The organism is Nocardia sp. NPDC006044, from assembly GCF_042871115.1.
Classification (GTDB): domain Bacteria; phylum Actinomycetota; class Actinomycetes; order Mycobacteriales; family Mycobacteriaceae; genus Nocardia.
Map to the genome: position 1 here is coordinate 666289 of NZ_JBIAID010000003.1, position 15443 is coordinate 681731.

The 15443-nt window shown below is 68.3% G+C and carries 15 protein-coding genes; 3 read left to right on the top strand and 12 right to left on the bottom strand.

Annotation, left to right across the window (positions count from 1 at the left end; genetic code table 11):
• Positions 1-138 precede the first annotated feature (138 nt).
• The 5 genes from ACFYO1_RS27540 to recO form a co-directional block, all read right to left on the bottom strand.
• Positions 139-924: an ABC transporter permease gene (locus ACFYO1_RS27540; protein ID WP_387236739.1), complete on the bottom strand. Its 786-nt coding sequence runs from the start codon at positions 922-924 to the stop codon at positions 139-141.
• Position 925: 1 nt separating this feature from the next.
• Positions 926-1903, bottom strand: coding sequence for an ABC transporter ATP-binding protein (locus tag ACFYO1_RS27545; RefSeq protein ID WP_387236741.1), 978 nt, complete (start codon positions 1901-1903; stop codon positions 926-928).
• Between the two features lie 80 nt (positions 1904-1983).
• Complete coding sequence (locus tag ACFYO1_RS27550; protein ID WP_150402980.1) at positions 1984-2415, bottom strand: YbjN domain-containing protein; 432 nt, start codon at positions 2413-2415, stop codon at positions 1984-1986.
• The gene (locus ACFYO1_RS27555) at positions 2412-3221 is read right to left on the bottom strand and encodes an isoprenyl transferase (protein ID WP_387236743.1); all 810 of its coding nucleotides are present in this window, start codon (positions 3219-3221) and stop codon (positions 2412-2414) included. The genes ACFYO1_RS27550 and ACFYO1_RS27555 overlap by 4 nt, the downstream gene beginning before the upstream one ends.
• Before the next feature lie 60 nt (positions 3222-3281).
• Positions 3282-4034, bottom strand: coding sequence for a DNA repair protein RecO (gene recO, locus ACFYO1_RS27560; RefSeq protein ID WP_378717940.1), 753 nt, complete (start codon positions 4032-4034; stop codon positions 3282-3284).
• A 141-nt stretch (positions 4035-4175) separates the two neighbouring features.
• Between recO and ACFYO1_RS27565 the strand changes: the two genes are divergently transcribed.
• A complete protein-coding gene (locus ACFYO1_RS27565; protein ID WP_378717942.1) occupies positions 4176-4556 on the top strand; it encodes a DUF1870 family protein in 381 nt (126 codons plus the stop codon).
• On the opposite strand, the gene ACFYO1_RS27570 is transcribed toward ACFYO1_RS27565, so the two are convergent.
• The 3 genes from ACFYO1_RS27570 to ACFYO1_RS27580 are packed head-to-tail and all read right to left on the bottom strand — an operon-like array spanning position 4557 to position 6523.
• Positions 4557-5015, bottom strand: a complete 459-nt coding sequence (locus ACFYO1_RS27570) for a hypothetical protein (protein WP_387236746.1) — start codon at positions 5013-5015, stop codon at positions 4557-4559. It abuts the gene before it with no gap.
• Positions 5016-5070: 55 nt separating this feature from the next.
• Positions 5071-5670 (bottom strand): TetR/AcrR family transcriptional regulator, encoded by a 600-nt coding sequence (locus ACFYO1_RS27575; RefSeq protein ID WP_387236748.1) that lies wholly within the window; start codon positions 5668-5670, stop codon positions 5071-5073.
• Positions 5657-6523, bottom strand: a complete 867-nt coding sequence (locus ACFYO1_RS27580) for an alpha/beta fold hydrolase (RefSeq protein WP_387236750.1) — start codon at positions 6521-6523, stop codon at positions 5657-5659. Before ACFYO1_RS27580 ends, ACFYO1_RS27575 begins: the two co-directional genes overlap by 14 nt.
• A 214-nt stretch (positions 6524-6737) precedes the next feature.
• On the opposite strand from ACFYO1_RS27580, the gene ACFYO1_RS27585 reads away from it, so the two are divergent.
• Positions 6738-8177, top strand: coding sequence for an amidase (locus tag ACFYO1_RS27585; protein ID WP_387236752.1), 1440 nt, complete (start codon positions 6738-6740; stop codon positions 8175-8177).
• 861 nt (positions 8178-9038) lie between these two features.
• Complete coding sequence (locus tag ACFYO1_RS27590) at positions 9039-12209, top strand: NACHT domain-containing protein (protein WP_387236754.1); 3171 nt, start codon at positions 9039-9041, stop codon at positions 12207-12209.
• On the opposite strand, the gene era is transcribed toward ACFYO1_RS27590, so the two are convergent.
• Genes era through ybeY form a run of 4 tightly spaced genes read right to left on the bottom strand, consistent with a single transcriptional unit; the run spans position 12206 to position 15378 of the window.
• A complete protein-coding gene (era, locus tag ACFYO1_RS27595) occupies positions 12206-13111 on the bottom strand; it encodes a GTPase Era (RefSeq protein WP_387236756.1) in 906 nt (301 codons plus the stop codon). The two genes, ACFYO1_RS27590 and era, sit on opposite strands and share 4 nt — an antisense overlap.
• Entirely contained in the window at positions 13104-13484 is a 381-nt protein-coding gene (locus ACFYO1_RS27600) for a cytidine deaminase (protein ID WP_387236758.1), read from the bottom strand. The genes era and ACFYO1_RS27600 overlap by 8 nt, the downstream gene beginning before the upstream one ends.
• Complete coding sequence (locus ACFYO1_RS27605) at positions 13481-14827, bottom strand: hemolysin family protein (RefSeq protein ID WP_387236760.1); 1347 nt, start codon at positions 14825-14827, stop codon at positions 13481-13483. Before ACFYO1_RS27605 ends, ACFYO1_RS27600 begins: the two co-directional genes overlap by 4 nt.
• Positions 14824-15378 carry an rRNA maturation RNase YbeY gene (gene ybeY / locus ACFYO1_RS27610; RefSeq protein WP_040732959.1) on the bottom strand — a complete coding sequence of 185 codons (555 nt, stop codon included), beginning with the start codon at positions 15376-15378 and terminating at the stop codon, positions 14824-14826. The genes ACFYO1_RS27605 and ybeY overlap by 4 nt, the downstream gene beginning before the upstream one ends.
• Between the last annotated feature and the right edge of the window lie 65 nt (positions 15379-15443).

Sequence of the window (15443 nt, forward strand, 5' to 3'; positions counted from 1 at the left end):
CCCCGCGACTACGGGGTGGGCTGGGGCCGGGGGGGGGGGTACCCGACCACCCCCCAAACCCACGCGGGCGCCCCCGAAACCGCGGGGGGGGGGCCCCCCCCCCCCCGGCCCCCCCCCCACCGCGGCGCACCGGACAGCTCAGCGAGCCGTGTCACGACGGAACAGCATCGTCGACCCGCCGACGAACACCGCGGCCCACACCACGACATTGAGCACCGCGAGCGCGATCGACCCCACGCCGGTGTCGCCGAACGGAATCCGCGACAGGGTGGCGACGCCGTTGGTCGGGAAGACCTTCGACACCGTCCCGAACCAGCCACTCAGCGGAATGAACAACCCGCCCGCGAACGACAGCAGCGCGAGCAACGGCCCGAGCAGCTGCATCACGTTCTCCGACGGCAGCAGGTAGCCGACGAACAGGCCGAAGGCCGCGAAGACCAGCGAGGTGATCCACGCGAGCAGAAAACAACTCACCCACGCGACCGGCGTCAAGCGCGCGCCGAGGAACGCGCCGACGATGAAGACCGCACTGACCGAGGCCAGCCCGAGCACCATCGCGACGGTGACCTTGGTGGCGATATAAGCGGCCGGACGCAGTGGGGTGAGCCGCAATTGCCGGCTCCAGCCCTGCGCGCGCTCGATCGCCACCATGGCCCCGCCGCTCGTGGTGGCCAGCATCGCGCCGTAGACGGCCATCGACACCATGATGTAGCCGGTCACATTTCCGGTGCCGAAAGACTGTGTCCGGTAATCGGATTGCAGTCCGAAGATGACGAAGAACAGCGGCGGGATGAGCAGCGTGAAGATCATCGTGCGCCGGTTGCGCAGCATCCGGCGCAGTTCCAGGCGCAGGAATCCGGCGCTGAAGCCGCCGAGCGGGGTCGGCCGATGCCGGGTATCGGCCGGTGGGGCAAGGGTAGTCATGTCAGTTGTCTCCGGTGGTGAGCGCCAAGAACGCGGATTCGAGGTTGTGCGAGGTGATTTCGAGATCGGTCGCGGTGGTCTCGGTGAGCAGGTAGCGGGCCACCGCATCGGAGTCTCTGGTGTGCACGACAATTCGCTCGCCGCGCACCTCGACGTCGTCGACGCCGGGCAGCCCGAGCAGTCCGGACGGCACGGCGCCGGGCAGCGTGGCGCTCACCGCGCGACCCGAGGCCAGGTTCTTGATCTCGGCGGCGCTGCCGTCCGCGACCACCCGGCCCGCCCGGACCAGCACGATCCGATCGGCGTAGGCGTCGGCCTCGTCCAGGTAGTGGGTGGCGAACAGGACGGTGCGGCCGCGCTCGGAGTCCTGGCGCATCGCGTTCCAGAAGTCCCGTCGCCCTTCGACATCCATGCCGGTGGTGGGCTCGTCCAGCACGATCAGGTCGGGATCGGGGAGCAGCGCGAGGGCGAACCGCAGCCGCTGGCGCTGCCCGCCGGAGCATTTGCCGACCATCCGGCCGGCGATCTCGGCGATGCCCGCCCGCTCCAGCACCTCCTCGACCGGGCGCGCGGTCGCGTACAACGTCGCGACCAGTCGCACGGTCTCGCCGACGGTGAGGTCGGGCAGCAGCCCGCCGGATTGCAGCACGGCCGAAATCCGGCCTACCGCAAGCGCTTCCGTCGGTGTGCCGCCGAACACCGCGACGGTGCCGGAGTCCGGACCGGCCAGGCCGAGCACCATGTCGAGGGTGGTGGTCTTGCCCGCGCCGTTCGGCCCGAGGAACGCGACGATCTCACCCGGTTCGATGACCAGGTCCAGTCCGTCGACCGCTTGCACGGTGCCGCCGCCGGGCACCGCGAAGCTTTTACGCAGATCGTGCAGTTCGATGGCCGGCGTCGCCCGGTGTGCCCCCGAGCCCCGCTCCCCCGAACCGCCGGCCGCGGCGAAGACGGCCGCGGGCGTCAGTGCTGATGTCATGGGTAAACGGTCGCGCATCCGCACCCCGAATACCCCGCACGGATGTCACGTGTCTGCCATGACAGATGTCATGGCCGCGATCAGGGTGCCAGCAGGCCCTGACGTGCGCGGCCCGCGCCGGACAGCACGAGCACCAGCATGGTGGCCAGCGCCTGGTCGTCGAGACCGGCGGCCGGGAAGGTGTAGCGCATGATCACGTCGGCCAGTTTCTCCCGCACGATCACGGTCAACGAGCCGAATTGCAGCTCGTTGTTCCGCTCGGCGACCCGCTTGTGCAGTTGCGCCTTGACCGGACGATCCCAGGCCAGCACGCAGGTCAGCGTCAGCACGTCGAGCCCGGGCGCCAGCCGGACGGCGCGCAACGAGCACAGCGAGCCCTCGTATTCGAAGCCGATCGAGCCCTCGGGGTCGACGCGCACGTCGATGTCGTAGATGGCCAGGCAGGCGCCGGCCCGCGCCTGCAACTCGTGTTCCGGACTCACCGTTGATTCCATGTCCGTACCGCCGTTCATTTGGTCCCGCCGAAGCGCCGGTCCCGCGAAGCGTACTCGAGGCAGGCGGCCCACAGGTTGCGGCGGTCGAAATCGGGAAACAGGGTGTCCTGGTAGACGAATTCGGCGTAGGCGGACTGCCAGAGCAGGAAGTTCGAGCTGCGGAATTCACCGGACGGACGCAGGAACAGGTCGACGTCGGGCATGTCCGGCTCGTCCAGATACTTCGCCAGTGTCGACTCGGTGACCTTCTCCGGGTCGATCTCGCCCGCCGCCACCCGTCGCGCGATTTCCCTTGCCGCGTCGGCGATTTCGGCGCGACCGCCGTAATTGACGCACATGGTGAGGGTCATCACCGTGTTGTCCTTGGTCAGCTCCTCGGCGACCTCGAGCTCGTTGATCACGCTGCGCCACAGGCGCGGTCGCCGTCCGGCCCAGCGCACCCGCACGCCCATCTCGTGCATCTCGTCGCGGCGGCGGCGGATCACGTCGCGATTGAAGCCCATGAGGAAGCGCACCTCCTCGGGGCTGCGCCGCCAGTTCTCGGTGGAGAAGGCGTAGGCCGAGAGCCACTTCACCCCGATCTCGATGCACCCCTCGACCGTGTCCATCAGCACGGCCTCGCCGCGTTCGTGGCCGGAGGTGCGCGGCAGCCCGCGTTCCTGCGCCCAGCGGCCGTTGCCGTCCATCACCAGTGCGACGTGATTGGGCACCAGCGCGGCCGGGATTTCCGGCGGGCGCGCGCCCGAGGGGTGCTGCGAAGGCGGGCGAACGGTGCGGGTAGCGCCCGACTTGGTCGCGGTGGAGGAGTCTCGGCGGAGGATCACGGCCCCTATCCTGCCTGATGGTTGTGGAGGCCTTGTGAAGGTCTCCACGGTCCCGGTGACTCAGGCGGGGGCGCGCACCGGGGTCGACCGCTCGATCAGCGGCAACGTGCGCAGCTGGCGTTCCAGATGCCATTGCAGATGCGCCGCGACCAGACCGCTGGCCTGCCTGCGCACCCCGTCGGGCGCCGTTTCGACGTACTCCCACTCGCCGCGCAGCAACGCGACCAGCAGATCGAGCACCCCCTGCGCCGGCGTCGCCGAGCCCGGCGGGCGGCAGTGCACGCACACCGCACCGCCGGCCGCGACATGGAACGCCCGATGCGGACCCGGCGTCGCGCACTTGGCGCATTCGTCCAGCGCGGGGGCCCAGCCCGCGAAACCCATGGCGCGCAACAGGAATGCGTCCAGGATCAGCTCGTGCGGACGTTGCTTGGCAGCGATGGCGCGCAACGCGCTCGCGGTGAGCGCGTGCAGCCGGGGCGCGGGCGCGCGTTCCTCACCGGCCAGCCGTTCGGCGGTCTCGAGCACCGCGCAGGCCGTGGTGTAGCGGCCGTAGTCGTCGATGATGTCGGAGGCGAACGCCTCCACCGTGTGCACCTGGGTCACCACGTCGAGCGTGCGACCAGGATGCAACTGCACGTCGATGTAGGCGAACGGCTCCAGCCTGGCCCCGAACTTGGACTTGGTCCGGCGTACCCCCTTGGCCACCGCGCGCACCAGACCGTGCTGGCGGGTCAGCAGCGTGACGATGCGGTCTGCCTCGCCCAGCTTGTGCTGGCGTACCACCACCGCCACATCCCGATACAAACGCACGCCTCATCCTCCCACGAAGACCCGACAGCCGGTGGCAGGCGCGGCCTCACCGCTGCCACTTCCCCGGCGAATCCCCCATGCCGGTCGGCGTGCTGCCCTATCCTTTTTCTCTACCGTACTGCTGGGGAGGGGCTTTCGGCTTTGGACGACCTACTCGGTACCGGAACCGCCGCAGGTTTTCGGGCCACTCGTGAATTGCTCGGATTGCCGGTGCCCTGGTGCGCCCGGCTCTTCGCCGTGGCCGAGCGCACCGTGGAACGCTGGGAACGGGGAGCGTTCCAGATTCCGGATACCGCGGCTCGCGAGCTGGCCGAGATCGCCGACGAGACCGAGCAGGTGGTGGAGGCGATGGTCGACGCCATCGGCGCGGGCGAGATCTCGCCGCGCCTGCACACGTATCGGACCAACGACGACTACAGCAAGCACGAACCGGACACGCGTTATCCGGCCACCTGGCACCGGGCCGTGTGTGCGCGGGTCATGATCGAATTACCGCAGGTCGAGCTGCAATTCGTGGAGTGATCAGCGGTACAGCGTCGGTTCGATGACCAGCTGGAACAGCGGGGTGTCGACGCGCACGGGGGTCAGCGCGGTCGCGCCGAGTGCGGCGGGTTGCGCACCGGGGCCGTCGAAGAGGCAGTGCCCGTTCGGATTGACGATCAGCGCGCGTCCGTCGGCCGCGCCCGGCACGGTGATCCGCGCCGCGCCCTGCACCTCGACCGCGGTATTCGGCGCGATCGGGACCAGGTTGTGCGCCCACGGCGCGAGGTAGGGGTGCGCGACGACGGTCGTCGCGTCGGGGCCGCGCTCGATCTGCGTGGTCGGCACCTGGATCGGCGAGATCGCGGGAGTGATCGACGGATCGGTGACGCCGATGCCGTTCGGGGCCTGGGCGTAATCGGGGGTGAGGGGCTGGGCCTGCGCCGTTCCGGCCAGGCCGAAGCCGATGGCGAGTCCGGCGCCTATCGCTACGAGCTTCATCTGGCCGATTCTGGGCGGCGGCGCAATCGGGCACGACTATTGCGCTCGAGCTGATTCAGGACCGGATGAGGCCGGAAATGAGCAGCAGCAACGATTGCTGGGCCTCGGCGCGGGCACTGTCCGGGTCGGCGGCGTGCGCGACGATCAACGCCGATTCGGTGAGCGCGCTGAGCAGCAGTTGCGCCAGCATCGGGATGGGGCCGTCGGCGATCAGGCCCGCGGTACGCGCGCGGTCCAGCATCGCGGTGATCATGCCGAGGCCGTGCCTGCTCTCGAATTCACGCCAGGCCTGCCAGCCCAGCACGGCGGGCGCGTCGGTGAGCGCGATCCGCAGCATCGGGGGACGCTGGCAGATCTCCAGGAAAACGCTGAGGCCGACTGCCATGGCTGCCATCACATCGTCGGGATCGACTGTGGCGATGGCGGTTTCGATCTCCTCGGTGGATTCGACCTCGATCTGTTCGAGCACCGCGAGGAACAGGCCGCGCTTGTCGCCGTAGTGATGATGCAGCGCGCCGCGGGTGACGCCCGCCTCGGTGACCAGCTCCTCGGCCGAGGTCGCCGCGAAGCCGCGCTCGATGAACAGCCTGCGGCCGGCCTGCTCGAGCGCGGCCCTGGTGGTGCGGGAGCGGTCCTCCTGGCTACGGCGTGGCATGCAGCCGAGTGAACTCCAGGATCGACTCGGTGAGCAACTCGGGCTGGTCTTCGGGGAGGAAGGTGTAGGAGTCGTCGACGACCTTCAGCGTCGCGTTCGGCAGGTCGCTGGTCAGGCGTTCGGCGTAGGACATCGGGAACACCTTGTCCTCGCGCGCCCACACCACCAGCACCGGGACCGCGACCGCGGCGAACCGGGCGGCGGCCGCCAGCGTGTAGCGGCGGTGCGCGTTCTTCAGGAACAGCCGCAGATCCTTGCGGACGGCGCCGGACGACAGCGGACCCGCCAAGTAGGAGTCGGCGATTTCCGGCGGCACCGGACGCTTGGCGACCAGGCCGAACACCAGCGGTGTCGGATGCAGCGCCCGGATACGCGCCAGCTCGATGATCGGCCGTACCGAACCCGGGATCCTGGCCAGCCAGGAGAGCAAGGCGAACGGTTGCGGCAGGAAACTGTCGTAGCTGTCGACAGCCGCGAGGACCACGCGGCCGATCCGCTCCGGGCGGCGGGTCATCAGCACCTGGGTGATCGCGCCGCCGGTGTCGTTGGCGACCACGGTGACGTCGGTCAGGTCGAGTCGCTCCAGAAAGTCCGCGATCAGGTCGGCGATGCCGACCGGGGTGAGATCCGTTCCGGGGAGCGGGATCTGGTGGGCGCCCAGCGGCCAGTCCGGGGTGAGGCAGCGGTAGCCCGCGGCGGCGACGCCGGGGACGACCTTGCGCCACAGGTCCGAGTTGACGAGCAGTCCGTGCACGAAGACGACGGGCGAACCCTCCCCCGTGTCGTGGTAGCGGACGCGGCCGCCGGGCAGATCCACCTCGTGCGAGCGGCCGAGTTCGGTGCTGATTCCCATCGTTCCTCCAGTGCGTCGGGATGCGATCAGCTTCACATACATACCGTATGTATGTCTATAGGAAGCGTGCTTGCGGCGAGCATCCGTGCCAATCCGAGTCCAGGTGCGTCAGCTTCGGCGCCTGCCACGCCGGTCGGGCGCCGAAACGGAACTAGTCACTTGACCAGTTCTCGCGCTACCGTCGTCCGGAGGCACGACGAGACGGAGCTCACCCATGACCGACCCCACTCGGCAGACCACCGAGACGCAGACCGGCGACCTCGGTCTGGCCGAGTACGCCGCCGCCCTCGCGCAGGGCACGATCAGCTCCGTTGCCGCCGTCGGTGCCGTACTCGATCGCATCGAGGGGTCGCAGCCGACGCTCAACGCGTTCCGGATCGTGCGGCGCGAGCGGGCGCTCGCCGAGGCGGCCGAGGCCGACCGGCGGCTCGCGGCCGGCGAACGACTTCCGCTGCTCGGCGTGCCGATCGCAGTGAAGGACGACACCGATATCGCCGGTGAGCCAACGGCATTCGGGTGCGGTGGGGCGTTCGCGCCGAAAACCGAGGACGCCGAATCGGTTCGGCGGTTGCGCACGGCGGGTGCGGTGATCGTCGGCAAGACCAATACCTGTGAGCTGGGGCAGTTGCCGTTCACCAGTGCCGAATCGTTCGGCTACACCCGCAACCCGTGGTCCGCCGACCATACGCCCGGTGGTTCGTCCGGTGGCTCGTCGGCGGCGGTCGCGGCCGGATTGGTGCCTGCCGCACTGGGTTCCGACGGGGCGGGTTCGGTTCGCATCCCTGCTTCGTGGACCAACCTGGTCGGCATCAAGCCGCAACGTGGCCGGATCTCTACCTGGCCGCACGCCGAAGCGTTCTACGGACTCACCGTCAACGGGCCGCTGGCCCGCACGGTCGCCGACGCCGCCCTGCTGCTCGACCTGGCCGCCGGACCGCACCCGGGTGATTTACACACTCCCGCACCAATTTCCGCCAGTGACGCGGTAGGCCGCGATCCCGGCCGGCTGCGCATCGCGCTCTCGCTGCGCACCCCGTTCACGGCGACCAGGACGGCACTCGACCCCGAAATCGCCGCCGCAGTCCGCCGCGTCGGCGACACCCTGCGCAAACTCGGTCACACGGTGACGGTCGCAGATCTGCACTACGGCCTCATGATCGGCGCATCGTTCCTTCCCCGGTCCATGGCCGGCATCCGTGCGGCACACCAGAAACTGCCTGGCGCCCAAGTAGATCCGCGCACCATCGCCAACACTCGCGTGGGCCGCCTACTGGACGGCCCCGCACTCTCCGCCGCCCGCCGAGCAGAACCCTTGCTACACAAGCGCATCGGCACCTTCTTCCACGACTACGACCTGGTCCTGGCCCCCACCACCGCCACCCCTCCCCCACGCGCCGAAGCCATCGACAACATCGGCGTCCACGCCACCAACAACCTCATCACCGCCGCCTGCCCCTACACCTGGCCCTGGAACGTCCTCGGCTGGCCCAGCGTCAACGTCCCCGCCGGCTTCACCGACACCGGCCTCCCGATCGGCGCCCAACTAATGGGCACAGCCTCCACCGAACCCCTCCTGATCTCAGTTGCCGCCCAACTGGAATCAAAACTCCACTGGGACCGCGAACGCCCAGCGCCCTGGTGGCAATCCCCCTAACCCACCCCACCCCACCGTCCGGAACCAACGAGCCCCGAAGAGTCCACGCCGAATCGCAATCGGCGCACCCGCCCGCATACCCCCACAGCCGCACCACTTTTGACACACGCACGCGTGTTTGCGCGGCAAGCCCTAGTGCGGGAAATCAGAAAGCGTGCGGCTCGCACCAGCTAGCATCCGCAACCCGACCGGCCGCACACTGGCCAAGGTTTGAAAGCAATTCCCTTCGACGCCCCAAACCCGCGATCCGCACCGACGCATGCTGCGGCAACCCTCACAGCCGCACCACCTTTGACACACGCACGCGTGTTGACACGGCAAGTCCTGGTGCGGGAAATCAGAAGGCGTGCGGCTCGACCGGCTGGCAGCCGCAATTTGACAGGGCGGCCGTGTCTCGGCGAGGGGCGCGAGTGAACCCGTCTCTTGGCGAGGAGCCACAAACCCGCGGCTGCGCAGCTGAGCACCGACGGCCGCTAGGGCGCTCACAGCCGCACCGCTTTTGACACACGCACGCGTGTTTGCGCGGCAAGTCCTGGTGCGGGAAATCAGAAGGTGTGCGGCTTGACTGGTTGGCATCGGCAATCCGACTGGACGTGACTTGCAGGGGTGCGTGAGCTGACCCGCACCTTGACGACCAGCGCACATCTGCGACCACGTAGCCGGGCAGCGACGCGTGCGACGGTGCCTACGGGCGCAGGGCCTTTGACATACGCACGTGTGTCCGCGCGGGAAGCCATGGGGCGAGGAAGCGATGGTTGCCGGGTCGTCGATTGGTCGCAGTTCGCCCAGGGTGGTGGGGGTGGTGGCATTATCGAGGGCCACTAGGTGTGGTGGTCGGCGGACGGTTGCGGCAGGGGGACGATGAGCGCGGAACTTGTTGCGGTGCGGCTGGGGACCGCGCTGGTGGGGCGGGCGGCGCAGCTTCTGCTGGCGAAGCAGCAGGGGGATCAGGATCGGCGGTCCGGGATGGATGAGCTGGTTCGGCGGTACGTTCCTGGGCTTCGACCGCAGCGGAGTGTGCAGCGGCAGTTCGAGCAGATCGCGGATGCGGTGGCGGGGCGGCTCGAACCCATGCTGGCCCACGAGTTCCGGGGGATGGAGGAAGGCGAGCGCACCGCGGTCATCGATGCGGTGGTGGAGACCTTCGAGCAGGCCGACCTATCCGATGCCGCGATCTTCGCCTCGAACGCCGACCCGGCGCAGCTGGCTCGCCGGATACGCGACACCATCACGCAGCCGACCTGGCTGAGCGCCGCGGGAACGGCCTGGTACGACCAGATCGTCGCCGAATGCTGCGACTGCTATGTCCAGATCGTGCGTCATCTGCCGGTCTTCGTCGAGCGTGCGGTGCCCGAATTGCTCAGGCGCATCGACAGATTGGGCGACGACGTCGAGCAGGTCCTCGAACGGCTGCCCAAACGTTCGCTGTACGCACCTGAGGGCAGCGACCACGACGCGGCGTTCCGCCGCGAGTACCTCGAGCTGATCAGCCGGACCCTCGACGAGGTCGAACTGTTCAGCTTCGCGATCGAACAACCCTTGCGGACAAAGCTTTCCGTCGCCTACGTGAGTCTGCGCGTGGTCAGCCAGAACTATCTGTGGTTCGGCGACAAGCGGCAGGCCGACGAACAAGGATTCGGCGGCGGGCGAGTCGAACCGGCGTTGAGCCAGAAGCTTCGAATCCTGCTCCGCGGCGAAGCGGGGTCGGGCAAGACGACGCTGCTGCGCTGGCTGGCGGTCACCGCGGCACGGGCGACCTTCACCGGCCACCTCGCCGCATGGAACGGGCTGGTCCCCGTGCTGCTCAGGCTGCGCAGCTACGCCGCTCGCGAGCTACCCAAGCCGCACGAGTTGCTCGATGACGCGGCAGGCCCGCTGACCAGCCACATGCCCAGCGCGTGGATCGATCGCCGGCTGGCGGCCGGTGAGGTTCTGTTGCTGATCGATGGCGTGGACGAACTCGTTCCCGCGGATCGCCACAAGGTCAGGGAGTGGATCCATCGCCTGCTCGACGCCTACCCGTTGACCCGAGTAGTCGTTACTTCCAGACCAATTGCCGCGCAACATGATTGGCTGGAAAACGCCGATTTCGAACCGATCGAGCTGGAACGAATGACGCAGTCGGACCTGAATGCCTTCATCCGCCAATGGCACCGAGCCGTCGGCGCGAGCGGACAACGACTGCCGTGCGCACCTGCCGAATTACCGGACTACGAACGCGCGCTCATCGCCAGCGTCGGGGATCGCCCACACCTGCAAGCGCTCGCCGCCAACCCGCTGCTCGCGGCGATGCTGTGTTCGTTGCACCTGCGGCGCAAGCGAGAGCTGCCGCGAAATCGCATGGAGCTGTACCAGATCGCCGTCGATCTGCTCGTGCAGCGGCGCGACGCAGAGCGCCATATCCCCAGCGCGCAAAAGGCTTCGCTCAGCTTGACCGACAAGGTCGCCGTGCTCCGCGACCTGGCCTGGCGGCTGTCGGACAACAATCTCAACGAGGTCGACACCGTCAAGGCCGCCGAATACGTGACCGCGAAGATCGCGTCCATGCGCCATCTCGAGGTCGATCCGGACGACGTGCTGGACTATCTGCTCAATCGTTCGGGCATTCTGCGATCCCCCGCCGACGGCCGAATCGACTTCGTGCACCGCACCTTTCAGGAATATCTCGCGGCCGCGGAGGCCGCCGCGCAGGATCGCATGGGCAACCTGGTCGGCCGCGCGCATCTGGACGTGTGGCGCGACACGGTCATCATGGCGGCGGGGCATGCCAACAGCAGCCAGCGCGGCGAGCTGATCGGCGGAATCCTCGACCGTGCGAACGACAGTGACCGGAGTGGCCGGCACCTGCGCCTGCTCGCCGCGTCGTGCTGGGAAACGATCGAGTCGCTCTCCGGCGAACTGGCCCAGCGGCTGGACGAGACGATCGCCGGCCTGGTGCCGCCGCAGGACCTGGACGAGGCCGCTTCGCTCGTCGCCGTCGGCGAGCCGCTGCTGCGCTACCTGCCGAAGCAACTCGACAACCTACCCGATGTCAGCGCGATGACGACGGTCCGGACGGTGGCCCTCGTCGGTGGGCCGGCCTCGTTGCGATTGCTGGGCAGTTACGCGAAGGACCCGCGACACGAGATACAGCAGGAGCTGATCAATACCTGGGACTACTACGACCCGACCGAATACGCCACCGAGGTGCTCGCCAACTTTCCCGCCGAGCCAGGTCTCGATCTCTGGCTGTGGCGGCCACGCCAGTGGAGACCGGTTGTCCGGCTGGACAATCTGCGGTCCCTGATCGTCGAATTCCCGTCGAGCATCGGCACGCTGGCGGCCGACGGACTGCCGGCCGCGCCGCTGCTTTCCCTGTACCGGCTGACCGGAGTCAACGATCTGCGCACGCTGACCGCTTCGCCCGCACTCGGATACCTGCGGGAGTTGGTGCTCGCCACCAATGACCATCAGGCGGTGCTCGACGGCCTGGACACGCTCGCCGCGTGCACCAGTCTCGGCCGCCTTCAGCTGGTGGGCTGGCAGTCGCTGCCTCGGTTGACGTCGCTACCCGCGTCGGTGCGCGCACTCGGCCTGGAGCCGGTTCCCGTCGGATACGACCTGACCTGCCTCGTGGATCACGGGCTCAGCGACCTCGGTCTCAGCGGCGAGGGTGCGCCTGCCGCACTCACCGCCGTCGGCCGACCGCTCACGGTCGAACGGCTGACGCTGGCCGATTGCGATCTGGTCGACCAACTGTCCGCTCTGACCGCGCTGCTGCCCCGGCTCCGAGCATTGGATCTGTCCGCGGTCACGCTGCCGGACGACCTCACCCCGCTCGGCGATTTCCCACTGCTGGAAGCGATCTCGCTGACCGACTGCGCCGGAGTGGACGGCGGCCCGGTCCAGCTGACCGCCATCCCGCAGCCGGCTGCGGACCGGCGACTGACCGTGACGGTAGACCGGGCCACGGCGGCGACCGGAAGGACGGTGTCGCAGGGCCGCATCGTGGTCTACCGGCCATGGCATGCCGGACGTTCCGCGCGCCCCTAGAACCCCAACTTGCCCAACTGTTTCGGATCCCGCTGCCAATCCTTGGCCACCTTCACATGCAGGTTCAGGTAGATCCGCGTCCCAAGGATGTGCTCGATCTGCTTGCGCGCGTTCGTGCCCACCTCTTTGAGCCGAGCCCCACTCTTGCCGATGACGATCGACTTCTGGCTGGGCCGTTCGACATACAGGATGGCGTGCACGTCGAGCATTTCCTCGTTCTGCTCGTACGGCAGAACCTCTTCGATCACCACGGCCAGCGAGTGCGGGAGCTCGTCGCGCACACCTTCGAGCGCCGCCTCGCGGATGAGCTCGGCCATGAGGGTCTCCTCCGGCTCGTCGGTCAGCTCACCGTCGGGGTAAAACGCCGGTCCCTCAGGCATTTTCGACGCGATGACATCGACGAGCACCTCGATCTGCTCACCCTTGACCGCGGAGACCGGCACCACGTCGCACTCGGGCCCGAGCAGTTTCGAGAGCGCGAGCAGCTGCTCGCCGATCTGGTCCCGGCCCACCTTGTCGATCTTGGTGACCACACCGAGCAGCGTGGTCTTGGGCGCCATCTGCTTGATCTGCTGCACGATCCACTTGTCGCCGGGACCGATCTTCTCGTCCGCCGGGACGCACAGCGTGATCACGTCGACTTCCGAATACGTATCGCGCACAAGGTCGTTCAGCCGCTGACCGAGCAGGGTGCGGGGGCGATGCAGGCCGGGGGTGTCGACGAGGATGAGCTGGGTGTGGTCGCGGTGCACGATGCCACGGATGGTGTGGCGGGTGGTCTGCGGGCGGGAGGAGGTGATCGCGATCTTCTGGCCGACCAGGGCGTTGGTCAGCGTCGACTTGCCGGTGTTCGGACGGCCGACGAAACAGACGAAGCCGGAACGGAATTCGCGGTCAGCCACCGCGCACCTCACTGACCGGTTCCGCGTCGGCGGCCAGCGCGGCGTCGTCGACGATCTCGAAGACCGCGCCGTCGCGGTCGGTGAAAATGATCTTCGCCTCGGGCGACACCTCACGCACCGCCGTGACCCCGAAGTCCGACAACCGGCCGCCGACCACCACGGCCGCCTCGAATCCCTCTGCGCCACTGGAGATCGCGGCCGCGACCGCCGCCTGCAACGCGGTCAACCGCAGTGCCGTGAGGTTCACCTCGCCGGCCGCGTAGGTGCGGCCGTCGGCGTCGCGCACCGCCGCCCCGCTGGCGCCGCCCGCGCGGCCCATCGCGCCCCGCGCCAGCACCAGCAGTTTGCTGTCCTCGGGATCCAATTCGGTCATTCGGTGTCTCCGTCCTCGTGTCGACCGGCCGGGGTCTCCCGATCCGCGCCATTGCCTGTGCGTTTGCCGTTCGCCTTCGCGTCGTCGGCGTCCTTCACCCTGCGCACCACCACGGTGTGCACCCGCACTCGCCCGCGGGTGTCCGCGCCACCCTCACCCCGCAGCATCAGCCCGTACACCTCGACCTTGGATCCGGGCAGCGGCACCCGGCCGAGCTCGTGCGCCATCAGGCCGCCGACCGTGTCGACATCCTCTTCTTCGATGTCGAGTCCATAGAGGTCGCCGAGGTCTTCCACCGGAAGCCGGGCCGAGACGCGGTAGCGGCCGTCGCCGAGGTCTTCGATCGGCGGGGTCTCGTCGGTGTCGTATTCGTCGGCGATCTCGCCGACGATCTCCTCGAGCACGTCCTCGATGGTGACCAGCCCGGCGATGCCGCCGTACTCGTCGACCAGCAGCGCCATGTGGTTGCGCCGGCGCTGCATCTCGTCGAGCAGGCTGTCCAGTGGTTTGGAATCGGGCATGAACACGGCCGGGCGCATCACCTCGCGCACCAGCACCTTGCGGCCGCGTTCGGCATAGGGCACAAGGTCTTTCAGGTAGACCACGCCGAGGATGTCGTCGACGTTCTCGCCGACCACCGGAATACGCGAGTGCCCGGATCGCACGGCGAGCGACATCGCCTGTGCCGCGGTCTTGTCCGCTTCGATCCAGACCATCTCGGTGCGCGGCACCATCACCGCGCGGGCCGCGGTGTCGCCGAGTTCGAAGACGGACTGGATCATTCGGCGTTCCTCGTCGGCCACCACGCCGCGCTCGCTGGCCATCTCGACCACCTCGCGCAACTCGATCTCGGAGGCGAACGGGCCGTTGCGGAAGCCCTTACCGGGGGTGATCGCGTTACCGAGCAGGATGAGCAGCCGGGACAGCGGGCCGAGCAGCGCGCCGATGAACTGCAACGGCAGCGCGGCGGCCAACGCGATCGAATAGGCGTGCTGGCGGCCCAGCGTACGTGGACCGACCCCGATCACCACGTACGACACCAGCACCATGACGATGGCGGTGATCAGCAGCGCCCAGTCGTCTTCCCAGACCGAGATCAGCGCCGCGGCCAGCAGCACGGTGGCGCCGATTTCGCACAGAATGCGCAGCAGCACCATGAGATTCACGTAGCGGGCGCGATCGGCGACGATCTTGCTCAGCCGTACCGCGCCGGGACGATCGGCCCGGACCATGTCGTCCACGCGGGCCGGCGAGATGGTGTTCAACGCCGAATCGACACCGGCGAACAGTCCGCCCACCGGAACCAGCAGGACGGCGAGCACGATCAGGGTCAGCGAATTCACGCGGGTCCTAATGCGTCACCCGGTGTGGTGAAGCCCGCCTTCCCCAGCAACCTGGCGTCTCTGGCGGCGAGTTCGGCCCGCCGCTGTGCCTCGCGCAGGCTCTCGTACCACTCCTCGAGCAGGGTGGCCTGCAACGCGAACATTTCCTTCTCCTCCTCCGGCTCGGCATGGTCGTAGCCGAGCAGGTGGAGCACGCCGTGCACGGTGAGCAGCGCGAGCTCGTGGTCGAGCGAGTGCCCGGCCTTGCGGGCCTGGCCCGCGGCGAACTCGGGGCACAGCACGATATCGCCGAGCATCGACGGACCCGGTTCGGGGCTGTCCGGGCGCCCGCCCGGCTCCAGTTCGTCCATCGGGAACGACATGACGTCGGTCGGGCCGGGTAGGTCCATCCAGCGCATGTGCAGGTCCGCCATGGTGTCGAGATCGACGAGCACCATCGACAGCTCCGCGGCCGGGTGCACATCCATCCGGGTGATCACGAAGCGCGCGACACTGACCAGATCTTCTTCGGGCACGTCGATACCCGACTCGTTGGCGATCTCGATACTCACCCGGTCAGCCTAATGCCGCAGGTCGATACCCAACGCCGTTGGGTGTCGACCGAATGACCGACATC